The organism is uncultured Gemella sp. (assembly GCF_963525875.1).
In the GTDB taxonomy this organism is placed as follows: Bacteria; Bacillota; Bacilli; order Staphylococcales; family Gemellaceae; genus Gemella.
Genome location: NZ_CAURMG010000011.1, coordinates 27,931 through 48,482, shown reverse-complemented (window position 1 = coordinate 48,482; position 20,552 = coordinate 27,931). Strand labels below are relative to the sequence as shown.

20 protein-coding genes are annotated in these 20,552 nt (G+C 33.6%); 19 read left to right on the top strand and 1 reads right to left on the bottom strand.

All coding sequences use genetic code 11. The features are described from left to right. From RWQ73_RS03405 to RWQ73_RS03370, 8 genes are all read left to right on the top strand, one after another. Nucleotides 1-1,004: N-acetylmuramoyl-L-alanine amidase (locus RWQ73_RS03405; protein WP_314406702.1), on the top strand; the 1,004-nt coding region annotated here is incomplete at its 5' end. Nucleotides 1,005-1,261: 257 nt separating this feature from the next. Beyond that, nucleotides 1,262-2,728: a hypothetical protein gene (locus RWQ73_RS03400; RefSeq protein ID WP_314406701.1), complete on the top strand. Its 1,467-nt coding sequence runs from the start codon at nt 1,262-1,264 to the stop codon at nt 2,726-2,728. Next, a complete protein-coding gene (locus RWQ73_RS03395) occupies nt 2,695-3,144 on the top strand; it encodes a C39 family peptidase (RefSeq protein WP_314406700.1) in 450 nt (149 codons plus the stop codon). Before RWQ73_RS03400 ends, RWQ73_RS03395 begins: the two co-directional genes overlap by 34 nt. 308 nt (nt 3,145-3,452) lie before the next feature. Then, nucleotides 3,453-5,882, top strand: a complete 2,430-nt coding sequence (gene leuS / locus RWQ73_RS03390) for a leucine--tRNA ligase (protein WP_314406699.1) — start codon at nt 3,453-3,455, stop codon at nt 5,880-5,882. Nucleotides 5,883-5,892: 10 nt separating this feature from the next. After that, entirely contained in the window at nt 5,893-6,120 is a 228-nt protein-coding gene (locus tag RWQ73_RS03385) for a KH domain-containing protein (RefSeq protein WP_003147770.1), read from the top strand. A gap of 256 nt (nt 6,121-6,376) precedes the next feature. After that, the gene (locus RWQ73_RS03380; RefSeq protein WP_314406698.1) at nt 6,377-6,514 is read left to right on the top strand and encodes a hypothetical protein; all 138 of its coding nucleotides are present in this window, start codon (nt 6,377-6,379) and stop codon (nt 6,512-6,514) included. A 413-nt stretch (nt 6,515-6,927) separates the two neighbouring features. Further along, nucleotides 6,928-7,629, top strand: a complete 702-nt coding sequence (gene pgeF, locus RWQ73_RS03375) for a peptidoglycan editing factor PgeF (RefSeq protein WP_314406697.1) — start codon at nt 6,928-6,930, stop codon at nt 7,627-7,629. A 26-nt stretch (nt 7,630-7,655) separates the two neighbouring features. Continuing rightward, nucleotides 7,656-8,189 (top strand): hypothetical protein, encoded by a 534-nt coding sequence (locus tag RWQ73_RS03370; protein ID WP_314406696.1) that lies wholly within the window; start codon nt 7,656-7,658, stop codon nt 8,187-8,189. Between the two features lie 96 nt (nt 8,190-8,285). Here RWQ73_RS03370 and RWQ73_RS03365 read toward each other — a convergent pair whose 3' ends face one another. After that, nucleotides 8,286-8,807, bottom strand: coding sequence for a hypothetical protein (locus RWQ73_RS03365; protein WP_314406695.1), 522 nt, complete (start codon nt 8,805-8,807; stop codon nt 8,286-8,288). Nucleotides 8,808-9,244: 437 nt separating this feature from the next. Here RWQ73_RS03365 and RWQ73_RS03360 point away from each other — a divergent pair, with 437 nt between their 5' ends. The 11 genes from RWQ73_RS03360 to RWQ73_RS03310 all read left to right on the top strand — a co-directional run bounded on the left by RWQ73_RS03360 (nt 9,245) and on the right by RWQ73_RS03310 (nt 20,494). After that, nucleotides 9,245-10,594, top strand: a complete 1,350-nt coding sequence (locus RWQ73_RS03360; RefSeq protein WP_314406694.1) for a trypsin-like peptidase domain-containing protein — start codon at nt 9,245-9,247, stop codon at nt 10,592-10,594. A 283-nt stretch (nt 10,595-10,877) separates the two neighbouring features. Beyond that, complete coding sequence (gene galU / locus RWQ73_RS03355) at nt 10,878-11,753, top strand: UTP--glucose-1-phosphate uridylyltransferase GalU (RefSeq protein WP_314406693.1); 876 nt, start codon at nt 10,878-10,880, stop codon at nt 11,751-11,753. 89 nt (nt 11,754-11,842) lie between these two features. Continuing rightward, entirely contained in the window at nt 11,843-12,313 is a 471-nt protein-coding gene (locus RWQ73_RS03350) for an NUDIX hydrolase (RefSeq protein WP_314406692.1), read from the top strand. Between the two features lie 569 nt (nt 12,314-12,882). Next, nucleotides 12,883-14,202 (top strand): proline reductase-associated electron transfer protein PrdC, encoded by a 1,320-nt coding sequence (prdC, locus tag RWQ73_RS03345; protein WP_314406691.1) that lies wholly within the window; start codon nt 12,883-12,885, stop codon nt 14,200-14,202. A gap of 20 nt (nt 14,203-14,222) precedes the next feature. Beyond that, the gene (gene prdA / locus RWQ73_RS03340) at nt 14,223-16,160 is read left to right on the top strand and encodes a D-proline reductase (dithiol) proprotein PrdA (protein ID WP_314406690.1); all 1,938 of its coding nucleotides are present in this window, start codon (nt 14,223-14,225) and stop codon (nt 16,158-16,160) included. 26 nt (nt 16,161-16,186) lie between these two features. Further along, the gene (locus tag RWQ73_RS03335) at nt 16,187-16,474 is read left to right on the top strand and encodes a CBO2463/CBO2479 domain-containing protein (RefSeq protein WP_048802018.1); all 288 of its coding nucleotides are present in this window, start codon (nt 16,187-16,189) and stop codon (nt 16,472-16,474) included. Between the two features lie 18 nt (nt 16,475-16,492). Beyond that, a complete protein-coding gene (gene prdB, locus RWQ73_RS03330; protein ID WP_314406689.1) occupies nt 16,493-17,218 on the top strand; it encodes a D-proline reductase (dithiol) protein PrdB in 726 nt (241 codons plus the stop codon). A gap of 113 nt (nt 17,219-17,331) precedes the next feature. Further along, nucleotides 17,332-18,069 carry a proline reductase cluster protein PrdD gene (prdD, locus tag RWQ73_RS03325; RefSeq protein ID WP_314406688.1) on the top strand — a complete coding sequence of 246 codons (738 nt, stop codon included), beginning with the start codon at nt 17,332-17,334 and terminating at the stop codon, nt 18,067-18,069. A 14-nt stretch (nt 18,070-18,083) separates the two neighbouring features. Then, complete coding sequence (locus RWQ73_RS03320) at nt 18,084-18,560, top strand: glycine/sarcosine/betaine reductase component B subunit (RefSeq protein WP_314406687.1); 477 nt, start codon at nt 18,084-18,086, stop codon at nt 18,558-18,560. Between the two features lie 19 nt (nt 18,561-18,579). Continuing rightward, nucleotides 18,580-19,599 carry a proline racemase family protein gene (locus RWQ73_RS03315; RefSeq protein WP_314085693.1) on the top strand — a complete coding sequence of 340 codons (1,020 nt, stop codon included), beginning with the start codon at nt 18,580-18,582 and terminating at the stop codon, nt 19,597-19,599. Nucleotides 19,600-19,612: 13 nt separating this feature from the next. Beyond that, nucleotides 19,613-20,494: a TSUP family transporter gene (locus RWQ73_RS03310; protein ID WP_314406686.1), complete on the top strand. Its 882-nt coding sequence runs from the start codon at nt 19,613-19,615 to the stop codon at nt 20,492-20,494. The last annotated feature ends 58 nt before the right edge of the window (nt 20,495-20,552 follow it).

Genomic DNA, 20,552 nt, shown 5'->3' with positions numbered 1-20,552 from the left:
CAGCAGAGAAGAAACAAGGTTGGGTGAAATCAGGAAGTGACTGGTATTACTATGAGAATGGAACATTAGTCCGAAACAAATGGGCAGGAAACTACTGGCTGGGAACAGACGGAAAGATGGCAACAAGCTCATGGGTAGACAACGGACGTTACTACGTAGGAAGTAATGGACTATGGGATAAAAATGCTAAGAAACAAGAAGCGCCAAAACCAGCAGAGAAGAAACAAGGTTGGGTAAAATCAGGAAGTGACTGGTATTACTATGATGAAAATGGAACGTTAGCACGAAATAAATGGGCAGGAAACTACTGGCTAGGAACAGACGGAAAAATGGTAACTAACTCATGGGTAGACAACGGACGTTACTATGTAGGAAGTAATGGTGCTTGGGTGAAAGATGCATCGAGAGATAAGAATACTAAGCGTTCTATTTTCCTTGATCCAGGTCACGGAGGAAGTGATACTGGGGCTATTAGTCAAGGTGTGAGAGAAAAAGACTTAACTCTAAGTGTTTATAATAAAGTAAGTAGTAAACTTGCTTCTTTAGGATTCACAGTATTAACAAGTAGAAATACCGATAAAGATGTGGACTTAGTAGATCGTGCAGAAGAAGCAAATAATGCTGGTGCGGATATGTTATTAAGTATTCACTTCAATTCAGGTGGTAGAGGTGTTGCTCGTGGTATTGAAACGTATTATTACCAAGCTCAAGCTGATATACCATCTAAGATAAACCAAGCTAATCATAATAATCCTGAAAGATTAGAAAAGAGTAAGAAATTAGCATTAAAAGTACAACAAAATCTATTATACCAAACAGGGGCTAGTGATAGAGGAGTTAAATGTGCATCGTTTGCGGTTCTTCGTGAAACTTCTATCCCTTCAATATTGGTTGAATTAGGATTCTTAGATAATCCAGAAGAATTAAGCAAAATTAGAACAAGTGAATATCAAGATCGTTTAGCTAATGGTATTGTTGACGGAATTATAGCATACTATAAATAGGATATACGTAATAGCCGACTTATAGGTAGATTGAGAAATTATATAGATAAATGTTTATATATGCCTTTTGATGAAATACATTGGTTGGTTAATAAAACATATAAAGCGACTCTATAAATAGGATTGTATTAAATCGTATTTTTGAGTCGTTTTATGTGTAAAATGTGGGTTGAATTTCCTTGAAAATAAGAGTAAATTAGTGTATAATAAAGTGTGATATTTATAAAAAATAAGGAACTTTTTTGAGGTGAAATATTATGACAAAAAACAGCGTGAAATTAGGATTAGGAGTACTTACAGTATTAGCAACTCCAATCGCAGTAAATGCGGTAGCTAGTAACGACGCTCTAGCAGCTCAAGGTTGGGTTAAGAGTGGAAATACATGGTACTTTTATAATAAAAATGGAACATTAGCAAGAAATACCTGGGAAGGTAATTATTGGCTAGGTGCAGACGGAAAAATGGTAACGAATGCGTGGGTAGATAACGGACGCTACTATGTAGGAAAAGATGGAGCATGGGTGAAAAATGCTCAAAAAGCTGCTACAACACCAGCCAAACTAGCAACTGTAACTAAACAAGGTTGGGTACAAACTGGAGCTACGTGGTATTATTTAGATGCACAAGGACGTACTGTGAAAAATGCTTGGATAGGAAACTACTGGTTAGGTGCAGATGGAAAAATGGCGACTAACGCATGGGTAGATAATGGACGTTACTATGTAGGTGGTAACGGAGCATGGGTACAAGGAGCTAAGAAACAAGAAGCACCAAAACCATCGGTTAAGAAACAAGGTTGGGTAAAAGAAAATAACACTTGGTTCTACTATGAGAATGGAACATTAGTTAAAAACAAATGGATAGGAAACTACTGGTTAGATGCAGATGGAAAAATGGCAACTAACGCATGGGTAGATAACGGACGTTATTATGTAGGAAGTACTGGACTATGGGATAAAAATGCTAAGAAACAAGAAGCACCAAAACCAGCGGTTAAGAAACAAGGTTGGGTAAAAGAAAACAATGCTTGGTTCTACTATGAGAATGGAACACTAGTTAAAAACAAATGGGCAGGAAACTACTGGTTAGGTGCAGACGGGAAAATGGCAACTAATGCATGGGTAGATAACGGACGTTACTATGTAGGAAGTACTGGACTATGGGATAAAGATGCTAAGAAACAAGAAGCACCAAAACCAGTAGAGAAAAAACATGGTTGGGTGAAAGCAGATAATACATGGTATTATTATGAACAAAACGGTACATTAGCTCGCAATAAATGGATTGGGGACACTTACTGGGTAGATAAAGACGGTAAGATGGTAACTGAAAACTGGGTAGACAACGATCGTTTCTATGTTGACAAAAATGGTAAAAAAGACCCATCAATTAAGAAAAAAGTTATTCTTAACGATGAATTAGGATGGCAAAAACGTAATGGTGGAGAATGGTATTATTACGAAAAAGATGGTTCATTAGCTCGTAACAAATGGGTAGGAAACTACTGGTTAGGTGCCGATGGAAGAATGGCTAAAAGTGCATGGGTAGATAACGGACGTTACTACGTAGATTCAAGTGGTAAATGGGTACCAAACTACGCTAAGGAAGATAAGAATACACCAGCTTTAAATATGCCACAATATACCAAGGTGATTACCGTTGGGGTAGTAGAAAATATGGTATTGGAACTATGGCACAAAGTGGATGTGTACCTACATCACTAGCTATGGTATTCAATGGTTTAGGACAAAAAGTTCTTCCTACAGCTGTTGCTGATACTATTTACAACAACACAAATGAGATGAACGTAGGTGGACTAGGAACATCTGGTAAAGGTGCAGTTTATGCAATTAATGCATATGGATATAAACACACTGTTATTACAACTAAAGAGCAACTTATCGCTGCTTTACAAAGTGGAAAACCTGTATTTGCAACTGTAGGTAATGGTATTTTCGCTAAAGGTAGAATAACGCACGCTATCATTTTAAGTGGATATAGTGGTGGTAAGACTAAGGCGATGGACCCGGATAATGTCAATACTACTGGAAGATGGTATGATATTAATACTATCTGGAACCAAAGAAGTCTTGATCCGTATGATACTAATATCGGTGGATCATTTGTAGCTATTGGATAATTAGATATTAAAGAAGATGCTTCAGGAATCATGATTTATGAAAATCGAGATTCTTGAGGCGTTTTTTGTATTTTTATAAGTGCTGATATGAAAAAATAGATGAAAATGAGAAGCGTATTGAAAAAATATAACGATTAGAAAGTTGATATTTTATAAGTTTATTTTTATAAAAAATTAATGTGATATATGAAATAAGAGAGAAATATTGAATTATTTTTGTATTAAGTTATAACAGTTGTTGATAAAAATCGTTAAAATTGGTATACTATAACTTAGAGAACTTGAAAGCGAAGGAGTGTGCTTAAATTATGGTATATAACCACAGAGTTATAGAGAAAAAATGGCAAAAATATTGGGATGAAAATAAGACATTTAAAACATTAGATGATCATACAAAAGAAAAATTTTATGCATTAGATATGTTCCCTTATCCATCAGGAGCTGGACTGCACGTTGGTCACCCAGAAGGGTATACAGCTACTGATATCTTAAGTAGATACAAAAGAGCGAATGGATACAATGTACTTCACCCTATGGGATGGGATGCATTCGGTTTACCTGCTGAGCAGTATGCATTAGATACTGGTAATGACCCAAGAGATTTTACAAAAACTAATATCGACACTTTCCGTCGCCAAATTAAAGAATTAGGATTTTCTTATGATTGGGATCGTGAAGTAAATACAACAGATCCTAACTACTATAAATGGACACAATGGATTTTCAAAAAACTTTATGAAAAAGGACTTGCTTATGTTGATGAAGTACCTGTAAACTGGTGTCCAGCATTAGGAACAGTACTTTCTAATGAAGAGGTTATTGATGGTAAATCTGAGCGTGGAGGACACCCTGTAGAGCGTCGTCCAATGCGTCAATGGGTTCTTAAAATTACAGAGTATGCTGAAAAACTTCTTGCTGATTTAGATATTCTTGATTGGCCAGAAAGTCTTAAAGCTATGCAACGTAACTGGATTGGAAAATCTGTCGGTGCTGAGATTGATTTCAAAATCGAAGGAACTGATAAAGAATTCACAGTATTCACTACACGTGCTGACACTGTGTTTGGTGTATCTTACTGTGTACTTGCGCCTGAACACAAACTTGTAGAAGAAATCGTTACTGAAGGGCAAAGAGCTGCTGTTGAGGAGTATCTTGATATCGTTAAACGTAAGTCTGACCTTGAAAGAACAGACCTTAATAAAGATAAAACAGGTGTATTCACAGGAGCTTACGCGATTAACCCTGTAAATGGTGAAAAAGTAGAACTTTGGATTGCAGATTACGTTCTAGCAAGTTATGGAACTGGGGCTGTTATGGCTGTTCCTGCTCACGATGAGCGTGACTATGAATTTGCGACTAAGTTTAATTTACCGATTAAAGCTGTTATCGAAGATAATGGTGAAGTTGTTGTACCGTTCTACGGTGATGGTAAACACATCAGCTCTGATTTCATCAATGGATTAAATAACGAAGAAGCTATCGCAAAAGTTATTGGATTCTTAGAGGAAAATAAAGTTGGACGTAGTAAGGTTACATATAAACTACGTGACTGGTTATTCTCAAGACAACGTTACTGGGGAGAACCAATTCCAATTATCCACTGGGAAGATGGTACTATGACTACTGTACCTGATAGTGAATTACCATTATTACTTCCAGAAACAGATAATATTAAACCATCAGGAACTGGAGAATCTCCACTTGCTAATATCGAAGAGTGGTTAAATGTAGTAGATCCTGAGACTGGTAAAAAAGGTAAACGTGAAACTAACACAATGCCTCAATGGGCTGGTTCTTGTTGGTACTACCTACGTTACATCGATCCACACAATGATGAAATGTTCGCAGATCCAGAAAAATTAAAATACTGGCTACCTGTAGATGTATATATCGGTGGTGCTGAACACGCAGTTCTTCATTTATTATATGCTCGTTTTTGGCACAAAGTACTTTATGATTTAGGTTTAGTACCGAGTCGTGAACCATTCCAAAAACTATTCAACCAAGGTATGATTCTTGCTGAAGGTAAAGATGGTCGTCCTGAGAAAATGTCTAAATCTAAAGGGAATGTAGTAAATCCTGATGATATTATTGTATCACATGGTGCTGATACATTACGTGTTTACGAAATGTTTATGGGACCACTAGATGCTTCAATCGCATGGAGTGAAAATGGGCTTGATGGATCTCGTCGTTTCTTAGATAGGGTATACCGTCTATTCGTTGATGAAGAAACTGGAAAAGTAAATGATAAGGTTCAAGACAAAGATAATTCAGAATTAGAAGTAAGCTATAACTATACTATTAAGAAAGTGTCAGAAGATATTGAAATTCTAGGATTTAACACAGCTATTTCACAACTTATGGTGTTCATAAATGATTGTTATAAAGCTGAATACATTCCTCGTAAATATGCACTAGGATTTATCCAACTTCTTGCACCGTTTGCACCGCACTTAGCAGAAGAAATGTGGGAAATCTATGGTAACACAGAGTCAATCTCTTATGTGCCATGGCCAACATTTGATGAAAGCAAACTTGTAAGTGATACTGTAGAAATTGTAGTTCAACTTATGGGTAAAGTTAAAACTAAATTAGACGTTAAGAAAGATTTAACGCCTGCTGAATTAGAACAAATCGTTCTAGCTAATGAAGAAGTAAAAGAATTAATTGAAGGAAAACAAGTTATGAAAGTAATTGTTGTTCCTGGAAGATTAGTTAATATCGTAGCTAAATAAGGAGAGAGACATGGAAGAATTAATTTATAGTATTGTTAGTGAAATTGTTGAGCATAAAGATGAGATTAAAATCGAAAAATTCGTTAAAAATGCACGTGAACACTACATTTTAACAGTGCACCCAGAAGATTGTGGACGCATTATAGGGAAGAAGGGTACAGTAATTAACGCAATTCGTACTGTATTAAATTCAACAACATTTAGTAAAAAAGTTTACTTAGATCTAGTAGAAGAATAAGATAAATATTAAATAGGAGTCTGAAAGATATACGTTTTTCAGATTCCTATTTTGTTTGGTAGAATGGAAGTTTAGATAGTGGAGTATGGACTTCTATTTATTTAAATTTTAAAATAGATATAGTATAATTAGTTGAGAGAAGAATCAAGTTATGAGATTGGTCGATAGAAGAGTGTAGTTATATTGTAAGTTTTATATGATAAAAAAACATTAAATATTAAAAAGTTATAATTAAATATAAAGGAAGGATTATAAAATGGTAAAAATTAAAGCTAATGGTAATGAAATTGCATTATTAACTTCGAATACAGATTATATTAGTTTAACTGATATTGCAAGATATAAAGACTCGGAGAATCCTGCTGATATTATAAAAAAATTGGCTAAGAAATAGGAATACTATAGAGTTTTTAGGGGCTTGGGAGAAGATGAATAATCTAGATTTTAAACTGGTCGAACTCGACCAGTTTAGAAGTGAAGTAGGTCTTAATAGTTTTGTTATGTCTCCTAAAAAATGGATAGAAAGAATATAATAATTGAGTTTAGTACCTAAATATGATATTATGATTGTAGTAACAGTAAGTCGAACGTAAATACCATTATATATAAGGTAAGGGTTATGTGTTAGCCTCGTTCGTTCGCTATTACTAGAATTAAAAATGTTAATATCGTAAGTATCTTATGTGGATATTTACGATTTTTATATACTGTAATTATTTTAGTGTTTTCTAAAATTAATAAATTTGGAATGTTGTAGATAAAATAGTATGGAATTATACATTAAAAAAATTAATTTAGGAGGTCGTCATGCGAGAGATAGTTGACGGATATTTATTTAATGATGATAATATAAAAATAGCATTTACTAATAGGAGTGTTGATGCTAAGAGTAGTGAAGATATGAAAAACTTCGCTGATAAATATGGATTTAACCATAATAATATAGTTTATAATATTCAAGTGCACGGAGCCGATGTTCGTATTGTTTTATCAAAAGCTGATATTACTGACAATGGGAAGGAAGCTGATGGTTTAATTACTAGTTTACAAGCGACACCTCTGTTAATTTTTACTGCTGATTGTGTGCCTGTTATTTTTTATGATAAGAAGCAAGGAGTTGTTGCCTTAGCTCATGCAGGATGGCGTGGAACGTATGCGAATATTTCCGGGGAAATGGTAAATATAATGATAGATAAGTATAGTTGTAAGGTAGAGAATATTAAGGTTATTATAGGTCCATCGATTAGTGTTGATAACTATGAAGTTTCTCATGATCTAATTGAAAAATTTGCAGTTTTAGAAGTGAAAGATTATTATAAAGAAAATGATGGTAAATATTATTTAGATTTATGGCAATTGAATAAAGAATTATTGAAAAAATGTGGTATACTAGAAGATAATATTAAAATTATTGATTTCTGTACGGTAAGAGATAATGATAAATTCTTTTCATATAGGTTGGATAATGCTACTCCAAAGCGTATAGGAACGATAATTCAATTAGATTAAATTGATAGAGAATAGAGGAACAAATATTGGAAAAAGATATTAAATTAGTTGAACAAGTAGCTACATTTAAGAGGTTGCCTAAGAGTGATAGTAGATGGCGTGTAGCATTTTATTATATAGCGAAGGAATTTTGGAATTTAGAAGAGGTTTTTGTAATAATTGATAAAAATCTTTTTGAGGAGCAAGGACTTAAAATACCAGTTTTTCGAGAGTATCAAGAAGCGGAAGGATTCCAAATATTTTCTAGTTTTATTAAAGCGAAGGAATTTGTAGAAAAGCAAGGTGATTTATTCGTTACTGCGAGTGGTGAGAAACTTATCGGAAGAATTCGTCAAGGCGCCTTTAGAGAGGTATTTGTTCCGTTTTTTGCTGAACAGAATTTTAATTATCTGCTAAATGAAGATGAAGCATTATTTGCTGATACTTTTAAGAGGCTTCTTGCGGTTATGGAAGCTAGCGATAACTATATTGTAGATGAAGAACAAGAAGCTATGTTAAAAGCAGGGGATGTTCAAAGTTTCTTTGCAGATATCTGTAAAAAGTATATAGTGTTAGTATAAAAAATAATCTTCAAACATATTTTGAACTGTATGTTTGAAGATTTTTGTTTTGTATTTAATGAATTTATTTTGTGCACTAAATCTGCAACTCTAATTTTATTTTCCTCTAAAGTAATTTAATATGTAAGCTATAGCTATAAAGAAAATTATTACATACAGAGTGTAGCTTGTGTATTGTGTAATTTCTTTAATATTTACTAAGTAGCTTTGAACACTGAATGGAATAAAGATTGCTGATATTAGAGGGGTAAGATTTTCTTTCCAAAAAGCAATAATAAGCAGGAAAAATATTATTATTGTTAGAATAAAATATATTATTCTTGGTAAAGTAATGTAAAAACTTTCTGGATTTGGAAATGGATTATAGTAGAAAAATATAATTGCTAATAATACCAAGACTAAGGTGATTCCATTTCGTTCATTTTCTGTGATTTTAAAAATATCTTTAATTAATAACATATAACCAGATAACACCCATAAAATTAAAACAACTAATATAATTGCTAAGTTAGCAAGGTTTAACTGTTTATTGAGATCAAAGTTTATATTAAATGTGTATAGAAAAGTGAAAATTAGAGCAAGTATGCTAGCTAATGTAATGTATCTTTTAGTTTTCATATATCTCTCTTACCGAGCAACAAATGTTGCATCCTTCTTATTTTTTTCATATAATCTATATATAGGATTATAACATTAAGATTAATTATAAACAAGGTGATAAATAATTAATGATATAAAGTTTAGAAATTTATATCTCTATTAGATATTATTAATAACTACAGTATCTTAGTTGTGTTTCTTTTAGAAAGATGGATGGATATGGTTTTAATTTATAATTACTCAAAGATTTTTATGAGTAATTTGATTAGTTAAGATTTTTACGCTTTTTGGTAATTAATAGTAAATTAAATTAGTGAATTGTAAATAATGTTAATTGTATTTATATATTTCTTTAAACTTCGTTTAAGTTGGTATTGATATTATAAGAATATGACTAGACAGAGTCGATAGACTTTTAAATATTTAGTAAAGAATTAAAAGGAGGATTCTTACTTATGGAAAATAGAAAAAACAATCAGGAAAATAGAGAACTACAAAATTTTGATAGTCAACACAACTATAATGAATATAATAACTATCAAAGTTATGATAATATAGATAATACACAATTTAATAACTCTGAGAATTATCAGGGAGAGACTACTGGTAGGGTGGTTACTTCGGATCCTAATTATGGAAAATTGTTTTTAACAGTATTTGCAGCGTTTGCTCTTGGTGCTACTAGTGTTTTTGGTGTGCAGTCTGTAATGGGTACTGGGAAGGCGTTAAATTCGACAGTGACTGTAACAAAAGAAGATAAAGATAATCAACAGACTACTGTAAATGCCATATCAAAAGCTAAGGATGCCGTTGTTTCAATTGTAAACTATCAAAGCAATTCGAATAACAACTTAGAATCAATTTTAGGTGGGAATTCTAGAAAATCTGAATCAAGTAATTCTGGTGATTTAAAAGCTGCTTCTAGTGGAAGTGGTGTTATATATAAAAAATCAGGAAATACGGCGTATATTGTAACTAATAATCATGTTATTAATGGAGCTAAGAAGTTGGCTGTTATTTTAAGTGATGGAACTAGTGTTAATGCAGAACTTGTTGGTACTGATGTTTGGACTGATCTTGCGGTATTGAAGATAAGTGCTGAAAATGTAACTACAACAATGGATTTTGCTGATAGTGATAAGATTGCTGTGGGTGAAACTGCGTTTGCTATCGGTTCGCCTTTAGATGTTAACTTATCTAATACTGTTACAAAAGGTATTGTTTCTGCTGTAAATAGACAAATTCCTATGGATATTGATAAAGATGGAAGAAATGACTGGAATCAAACTGTTATTCAAACGGATGCGGCTATAAATCCGGGGAATAGTGGTGGAGCGTTGATTAATAATGAAGGTAAACTTATTGGTATTAATGAGTCAAAAATTGCTCAAGCAACAGCTAATGTAAGTGCTGAGGGAATTGGGTTTGGTATTCCTTCAAATGAGGTTAAGTTAATTACTGAACAACTTGAACAATCTGGTAAAGTACTTCGTCCTGCCTTAGGGGTACAATTAGTTTCTGTAAATACTGTAGATAATGATGCTTTGAAATCACAATTGAATTTTAACGGAAAACAAGGTGTTGTGGTGAAAACTGTTGAGAACGGTACGCCAGCTGCCCAAGCAGGTTTAGAAAAATATGATATCATTACTAAATTGAATGGTGAGGATGTTAAGGATGTTGCCGCAGTTAGAAAGTATCTATTTGAAAAATCTAGGATTGGAGATACTGTAAAGGTAACATATTATAGAAATGGTAAGGAACAAACAGCAAATGTAGTTGTTCAGGCGATAAATACTAGATAAAAACTACAAGAATTAGGAGTGATTTAAAAATCGTGATTACTAAGAAATCAATTTTTGAGTTACTCCTTTATATTGTTTGATAAATGTGCGAAAATCAACGATATATAGCAAGAGTAAATTAATAAAAAACGTAATATTAGGCTTTTTATTATTAAAAATGTATTTCAGAAGTATAGATTATGTTTTATATATAGTTTGAAATAATAATGAAGATTTGCCAAATAAAGAAAAATATGTTATTATAAGGTTGTCAAATTTAAGAAAAGAAATAATAGGTGAATATATGAAAAAAGTAAGAAAAGCTATTATTCCAGCTGCAGGATATGGAACAAGATTCTTACCTGCGACAAAAGCATTACCAAAAGAAATGCTTCCAATTATCGATACTCCTACTATTCAATATATTGTAGAAGAAGCGGTTAAGGCTGGAATTGAAGATATTATTATTGTAACTGGTAAACAAAAAAGAGCTATTGAGGATCACTTCGATAGAAATGTAGAATTAGAGGTTGAATTAGAAAATAAAGGCAAGTTAGAATTATTAAAAAAGGTGAAATATCCTACTCAGCTTGCTAATATTCACTATGTGCGTCAAAAAGAGATGGCGGGGTTAGGAGATGCAATTTTAACTGCGCGTAGCTTTATAGGTGACGAGCCATTTGCTGTATTATTAGGGGATGATGTTGTAATTAATGATGAGTATCCAGCGATTAAACAGCTTATTGATAAAGCTGAGGAAACAGGATGTTCAGTAATCGGAGTACAAACTGTTCCAGAAGATCAAACTCACAGATATGGTGTTATTGCGCCTAAAGGACAAGATGGATATTTATATGAAGTAGAGAAATTTGTGGAGAAACCAGCGCCGGGGACTGCACCGTCTAACCAAGCAATTATGGGAAGATACGTTCTTAATCCAGGAATTTTCAAGCACCTAGCTAAGAAACAAGTGGGAGTTGGTGGAGAAGTCCAATTAACAGACGCTATTCAAATGCTAAATGAAGAAGAAAATGTTTATGCATATGATTTTCAAGGGAAACGCTATGACGTAGGTGAGACAATTGGGTTCGTTAAGACAACGATTGATTTTGCTCTTAAGAGTGATCTTAAAGATGAGTTAGTACCTTATTTAAAACAAAAATTAGCAGAATTAGAATAATAAAGATTAAACGGGGTTGACTCGACAAAATTGATTTTTCTGAAATCATGATTTTTGAGTCACTACCGTTTTTTTATTTAGGAGGCATTATGATTGTTAATTATTTTGGAGTGTACGGAGTATGTTTAAGGGATGATATGGTCTTATGTATTAAAAAGGCTAGAGGGCCTTATAAGAATAGATATGATTTACCAGGAGGTAGTCAAAAAGAATATGAGGGTCTCACAGAAACTTTAATAAGGGAGTATTTAGAAGAAACTGGTTATAATGTTAAAACTTATGGAAATTGTAGAGTTTATGATGTATTTGTTGAGGAGATTAACTGCACGGTACATCATATCATGGCATTTTATGATGTTAGAATAGAGCAACAATATCAAAAAAATGTTTCGAGTTTTGTTGATTCTGAACGAAATGATTCTAAAGGAGCTTGTTGGGTTTCGATTGGTGAATTGAATATTAATAATGCTTCTCCCCTTCTTCTGAAATTAAAACAAGAAGTAATGAATGATAGTTGTTTACTAGAAAAAACAGAGTATAAATCATGGAAAATATTATAAAAATAGCTTATCCGTAGAAATATGGATAAGTTTTTTATTTTCTCTGTAATAATAATTTTTGGAATTTGTATATTCATCTTTTATAATACAATCAATAATTAAACTCGTAATATAAGAAGTTCGGAATCTATATTTAATATAAAATCAACATATATATTCGTATTTGATTACATATGTAAATTTAGTTGTTTCCTATAATTAAATCGATGATATTTTATATAATGGAATTTAGAAATAAACGAATAGGAAAAAATACTCTAAATAAATATCTTGAGAAACTTCATGTAAATGTATACATCACTATTAAATATCACATCAATCTAATCGATAACGCATTTCAATTGGAGATAATTTGATTAAATAAAAATTTTAAAAAAGTTAGATATAGAATATGTTAATATAAACAATTACTAAAAAAAGTGGTAAATTTATATAAAAAAATTTATTAAATTGTGAAATACTTAATAATATTCCTCTTTACAAAATTCAACATACTGTTATACAATAATTGTAGTAGAAGTTTAGAACTACTGCTTGTAAACAAATTCTAAAGAAAGGAGGAAAAAGGTATGTTAGAGTTTAATGTTGAAAAAATCAATATTCCACTTAAGCAGCACGTCGGTGGGCCTTGTCAACCTATTGTAAATGTAGGTGATCATGTTAAACGTGGTCAACTTGTTGCAACCCCCAATGGGTTAGGAGCAAATATTCACACTAGTTTATCAGGTGTAGTAGAAGAAGTTAACGATATGGAAATAGTCGTTAAATTGGATAAAGAACAAACTGATGATTATGTAAGATTAGAGAAAACTGATGATAAACTCCAAAAGATTAAAGATGCTGGTATCGTTGGAGTGGGTGGTGCTGGATTCCCTACAGGAATCAAACTATCCGCACAAATTCCTGGAGGATACGTTATTGCTAATGCAGCAGAATGTGAACCAATCTTAGGTCACAACGTAAAATTCATGGAAGAACATCCAGAAGTTTTAGTTAGAGGTTTAAAATACATAGTTGAATTAACTGGTGCGAAAGAGGGATACATTGCTATTAAAACGAAATATCGAAAAGCAATGCTAGCATTAGGTAAAGCGTGTAAGGATGAACCTAATATTAGCATTAAAATTTTACCTAATATGTACCCTGCTGGTGACGAAAGAGTTATCGTAAGAGAAACTCTTGGTGTAGTTTTAAAACCAGGTCAATTGCCACTAGAAGCAAATGCGATTATATCGAATGTGGAAACTATTAAACGCATAGTTGAAGCAATTGAGGAAGATAAACCACTGATTGATAAAGATATTACTGTTGGCGGACGTGTACAAAATCCGGATGTCTTCTTAGATGTCCCAATTGGATTGCCAATAAGTGTCTTTATAGAAAAAGCTGGTGGTTACATCCATCCACATGGAGAAATCGTGAGAGGCGGACCGTTTACAGGACGACCTGCATTAGAAACAGAGCCTATTAATAAAACTACGGGTGGATTACTTGTAGCAATGCCATATCCGCAAGAAAAAGAAAAAGTAGGAATACTTATTTGTGAATGTGGAGCACAAGAAGAACGCTTGAGACAAATAGCTGATGGAATGGGTGCAGAAGTAGTATCTGTTCAAATGTGTAAACGTATGAAACCTGATAAAAATGGAAGATTACGTTGCGAATTACCTGGTATTTGTCCAGGACAAGCGGAAAAAGTATTGAAAATGAAAAAAGATGGTGCGAAAGCAGTCATTACTGGTACTTGTCAAGATTGAACTAACACCGTGACAGGTGTAGCTCCTAGGTTAGGAGTAAAAGTTTATCATAGTACCGATCATGTACTTCGTGCCACTGACCATCATTTATACAGAAGCTATAAAAGCTTAGAATTACATAAAAATAAATAATTAGTTGGAGGTTAGAAGTAATGTCAATTACAGTAGAAACTGCAAAAGAGCACTTAAATGATAAAGCGGTATTTTGTTGCAGAGCTGAGGAAGGGATCGTAATTAGTCCAGAAAACTTAGAAGATCCAGGATTATTCGATGATTTAGTAGATTCAGGTTTACTATCATTCCCAGACGATGCATTAACAATCGGACAAGTATTAGGAGCTAAATTATTAAAAACAACAGATGCTCTAATACCTATCACACCAGGTATCATTGATGCCGTACAAGGTGGAGAAGAAAAAGTAGAAGAAAAACAAGAAGTAGTAGAAGAAGTGGTAGCTGAAGTAAACGCACCAGTTGCGTCTGTAGCTCCGGTTACGCCGGTAGTACAAACACAAGCTCCTGCAGGAGTATTCAGACTACAAATCGGAAAAGGTGAAAATATTAACCTTGAAATTCCATTATCAGCTATTGCTGGACAAACAGTAGCACCAGCAGCTCAAGCCCCAGTTCAAGCAGTGGAAGCTAAAGCTGTTGAAGTAGCTAAAGTTGAACCAGTAGCATCAGCTAAAGTGGAAGAAAAACATGTTGGAGAACCTAAGTTTATCCGTTCTCTACACACTAAACACTACAAAATTGATAAAGTAGAATTTGGTGAAAAAACAGAAATTAAAGGAACAACTTTAGTTTTAAGAACAGCTGAAGATTTATGTAAAGAAGCTGCTGAATCTGAAGCTTTAGTAGAAAGTGTTAAATTAGAAATTATCACTCCTGATAAATATGACACTTACAGTGAAACAATCATGGACGTTCAACCAATCGCTGTAAAAGAAGAAGGAGAAATCGGACACGGTGTTACTCGTGAACTTAAAGGTGTAGTAATGGTTCTTACAGGAACTGATGCTAACGGAGTTCAAATCGGGGAATTCGGTTCTTCTGAAGGTGAATTAGAACGTAATATTATGTGGGGTCGTCCAGGAGCTCCAGATAAAGGTGAAATCTTCATTAAAGGTCAAGTTACAATCAAAGCAGGGGCTAACATGGAACGTCCAGGACCATTAGCAGCTCACAAAGCATTCGACCACATTACAGAAGAAATTCGTAAAGCTCTTAAAGAATTAGATGATGAAAGCCTAGTAGTTGGAAACATTAATATTGAACAATATCGTCACCCAGGAAACAAAAAAGTATTAATTGTTAAAGAAATCATGGGACAAGGTGCAATGCACGATAACTTAATTTTACCAGTAGAACCAGTAGGAACACTTGGTGCTAAACCAAACGTTGACCTTGGTAACTTACCAGTAATGCTTGCACCAACAGAAATCTTAGATGGTGGTATCCACGCATTAACATGTATCGGACCAGCTTCTAAAGAAACTTCTCGTCACTACTACCGTGAACCATTAGTACTTGAAGCAATGGCTGATGAAGAAATCGACTTAGTAGGGGTGTTATTAGTTGGATCACCTCAAGCTAACTCAGAAAAATTCTATGTATCTAAACGTGTAGGTATGACAATTGAAGCGATGGACATCGATGGTGCTATCGTAACAACTGAAGGATTTGGTAACAACCACATCGATTTTGCTTCTCACATTGAAGAAATCGGTAAACGTGGAGTATCAGTAGTTGGTATGACTTACTCAGCAGTGCAAGGTGCCCTTGTAGTAGGTAACGAATACATGACAGCTATGGTTGATAACAATAAATCTAAACAAGGTATTGAAAACGAAATTCTTTCAAACAATACATTATGTAAAGAAGATGCTATCCGTGCTTTAGCAATGCTTAAAACACAAATGGGTGGCGGAACAATTAAAAAAGCAGAAAGAAAATGGAATCCTAACGTTAAATTAAATAACGTAGAAGTTATTGAAAAAACTACAGGACAAAAAGTAGAATTACTTGATAACGAACAAGTATTACCAAAATCTAAAAAACGTCAAGAAATCTACGAAAAAGAAGATTAATTTTTAAAGAGGATAGGAAGTAAGTTATGATTGAAAAATTAAAATATGCATCTACAGAAAGAGTGTTCGAAGGGGTTATAGTTGATCATAACGATGCTAGCGTTACGATAGACATTAAAGGACGCTTGGGGCAATTTAAAATTCCTATGAGAATGTTAATTTCTGATTATCCGGTAAAAATTGGCCAAGAGGTAGCATTTTTACTAAGTTATCCAGAAGTTATTAACGAAGAACCTGACGAACATTATGTAAATGCAATATTAAACACAAAAAAATTACAAGAAGAAGTAAAAAACAGACTAAATGAAGAATAGTAGGAAGGAGAATTTAGAATGTCATTAACGATATTTGAAGGTCTACAATCAGAAATTTTTGTACCTATTACACCAAAACCAGTTTGGGCTCCAGTAACTAAAGAGTTAAAAGATATGAAAGTAGCATTAGCTACAGCTGCAGGAGTTCACTTAAAAACAGATAAAAGATTTAACTTAGCAGGGGATACTACATTCCGTGAAATCCCAGATACTGCTCACAGTACAGATCTTATGGTATCACATGGTGGATACGATAACGCTGATGCTAACAGAGACATCAACTGTATGTTCCCAATCGATAGATTACACGAACTTGCAAAAGAAGGATTCATCGGTAGCGTAGCAGAATTCCACTATGGTTTCATGGGTGGTGGTGGAGACCAAGAAGCTTTCACAAACTCTACAGGACCAGCGATTGCTAAAAAATTAAAAGAAGAAAATGTTGATGCAGTTATTTTAACTGCTGGTTGAGGTACTTGTCACAGAACTGCCGTGATCGTGCAGAGAGCAATTGAGGAAGCAGGTATTCCAACAATCTTAATAGCAGCACTACCTCCAGTAGTGCGTCAAAACGGTACTCCTAGAGCCGTTGCACCACTTGTACCAATGGGTGCTAATGCTGGGGAACCAAACAATGTTGAGCAACAAACACAAATTCTAAAAGCAACATTAGAGCAACTAATTAAAATACCAAGTTCAGGTAAAATAGTTCCTCTTCCATTTGAGTATATTGCTCACGTGTAGGAGAAATATCAGAAGAGGGACGGGTGTCCCTCTTCTTTTTAACAAAAATCTGTACTAGTAAACAACTTACAACTGTATTATTGCAGATAATAATTAGTAAGGGATTGATGGTTATGTCAAAAGAGAAATTGCAAATTAAAGCATTCCATATGAAAAATGTTGCTTTAGGAAGAAAAGTGAAGATTGAAAATAATGAGCTTATTATTCCGACTGAAATTGAATATGATAAGAATATTTTTGAAAGTGTGGAGGTTAAGATAATAAAACCTCGTGAACATAATTTTTATGTAAATACTATAATGGATATAGTACCAATATCTACGAAAGTATTAGGAAGAATTGGTGAGGGTATAACGCATACTTTAACAGGAGTATATATGCTTTTAACAGGAGCAAATACTAAAGGAGAACAAATGCATGAATTTGGCTCGTCTGAAGGTATTTTACAAGAGCAGCTTGTATTAAATAAAGCGGGGTCTCCGGCAGATAGTGATTATTTAATACATATAGATGTTATTATTAAACCAGATGTGGATTTTGATAGAGCTTTAGCATTTTCTATTTTTGAGCTATCGGATGTGTATTTACAAAATATACGTGAAGTAATGAAGGTTCTTAGTGGACGCGATGCAGATGAAGTTCATGAGTTTTATAATCCGAAAAATCCTGGTAAACCTAAAGTGGCTCTAGTGAAAGAAGTTGCTGGGCAAGGGATGATGTATGACAATCAACTATTTCCAGTAGAACCAAGTGGAATAGATAAGGGTATTTCAATTATAGATATGAATAATATGCCAGTGCTACTTACAGCTAATGAATATCGCGATGGTGCGATAAGAGCTATGGTATAGGAAGAGGTGTTATTATGGGGATTGGACCATCTACAAAAGAAACAAGTTTACACCACTTTAGAGATCCTTTACTAGATACATTAGCAGAAGATCCTGATATTGATTTCCAAGGGGTAATTGTAGTGGGAACACCACAGGATAATCGCTTGAAACATCTAGTAGGATGGCGAACGGCAACATGGTTAGAAGCGATGAGAACTGATGGAGCTATAATCTCAGCAGACGGTTGGGGGAATAGTGATGTCGATTATGCGAATACTATGTTTGAAATAGGAGAACGTGGAATTTCTATAGTAGGTTTAAAATTTATGGGGAAACATAAATTCGTAGTAGAAAATCAATACACGAAGTTTGTTTTAGACTTTAACAAGTCTGAAGAAGGTATAGAAACAGAAATAGTTTGTCAAAACAATATTGATTATACTGATGCTAGAAAAGCATTAGCATTATTAAAGTTAAAAATGAGACAAGATGCAAATAACAATAAATAAAATTGAGGAGTGAGTTATTATGAAACTAAATAAAATGATTTCAGTTATTGATACACATACAGCAGGGGAAGCTGCTCGTTTAGTTACTGCAGGAATTCCGAAAATTCCTGGTAAAGATATGGTTGAGAAAAAACAATATTTTATCGATCACTTAGATGATGTTAGAAAATCAGTAATGTTTGAGCCCCGTGGGCACCAAGATATGTTTGGAGCATTCTTATTGCCACCAACAAAAGAAGAAGCTGATTTTGGATTAGTATTTATGGATACTGGTGGTTACTTAAATATGTGTGGACACAATACTATCGCAGCAGTTACGGCAGCAGTTGAAACTGGTATGGTAGATGTTGAAGAAGGCGCAACTGAAAAAGAAGTAGTAGTAGAAACTCCAGCTGGTTTAATTTATGCAACTGCAAAATTAAAAGATAATGCTGGAAAAGTTAAAGAAGTTTCATTTAGAAATGTTGAGTCATTCTTATATAAACGCGATGTTGAACTTGATGTAGAAGGAGTAGGACACATTAAATTTGATATCTCATTTGGTGGAAGTTTCTTCTGTATTATTTCAGCAGATCAACTTGGATTAGAAGTTAAACCTGAAAATGCGTCTAAATTAAAAGAAGCTGGATTGAAAATTCGTGATGCGATTAATGCGAATATTGAAATTCAACATCCAACTTTAGAGCATATTAAAACTGTAGACTTAGTTGAGATTTATGATAAACCATCTCACCCAGAAGCAACTTATAAAAATGTTGTAGTATTTGGAGATGGTAATATTGACCGTTCACCATGTGGAACAGGTACTTCTGCTAAATTGGCTACACTTTATGCAAAAGGTGAGTTGAAACCAGGTGAACCATTTGTTTATGAAAGTATTTTAGGTACTTTATTCAAAGGAAGAATCGTTGAAGAACGTAAGTTAGCAGGATTTGATGCTATTATTCCAGAGATCACAGGATCTGGTTACATTTTAGGATTTAGTAACTATGTTTACGATCCAGACGATTCATTAACATACGGATTCTTATTAGGATAGGAGAGAAAATTATATGAACTTAGTAACGATATTATTAACATTACTAGGGCTGTCAGCACTATATTTCGTAGTGATGTGGGCGTTAGATATTATTAAAAATAAAGGTGAAGTGGGCGAAGATTCTAATCCAATCGTTGGATTTGTAATTGGTTTCGTTACAGACTTCATGGATACATTAGGTATTGGTAGTTTTGCACCAACAACATTATTAGCAAAAGTAACAGGATTTATTAAAAATGATAGATTATTACCAGGGACGTTAAATATCGGTCACACTATTCCAGTATTAATCGAAGCATTCTTATTCATTCAATCTGTAAAAGTTGATGCTGTTACTTTATTATCAATGATTGTTTCAGCTGTTGTTGGAGCTTTAATTGGTGGTCGTATAGTAACGAAATTACCAGAGAAAAAAATTCAAGTTGTAATGGGATTTGCATTACTTATAACTGCAGGACTTATGTTTGCTAGTAAAATGGGATGGTTAGCACTTCTTGGTGCTAATAATACTGCATTACACTTAACAGGAATTGCTCTTGTAGTAGGTGTTGTAGGTAACTTTATTTTTGGAGCATTGATGATGGCAGGAGTTGGTCTTTATGCACCATGTTTAGCTATGGTTTCATTATTAGGAATGAATCCACAAGCAGCATTCCCAATTATGATGGGATCTTGTGCGGCGCTAATGGCGATTGGTTCACCTAAGTTTATTAAAGAAGGATTATACCCAAGAAAAGGTACTATAGGATTGACTGTAGGGGGGATTATTGGGGTAATTGTTGGATACCAATTCATTACTTCTCTATCATTAAATAGCTTGTTATGGCTAATTATCGTAGTAGTAGTAATTACAGGATTCGATATGTTACGAAAAGGGCTTAAAAAAGCAGCTTAATATAAAAGTAAAAAGCGAGGTTTGAGAAATCAAACTTCGCTTTTTGTGTTTTAGATAT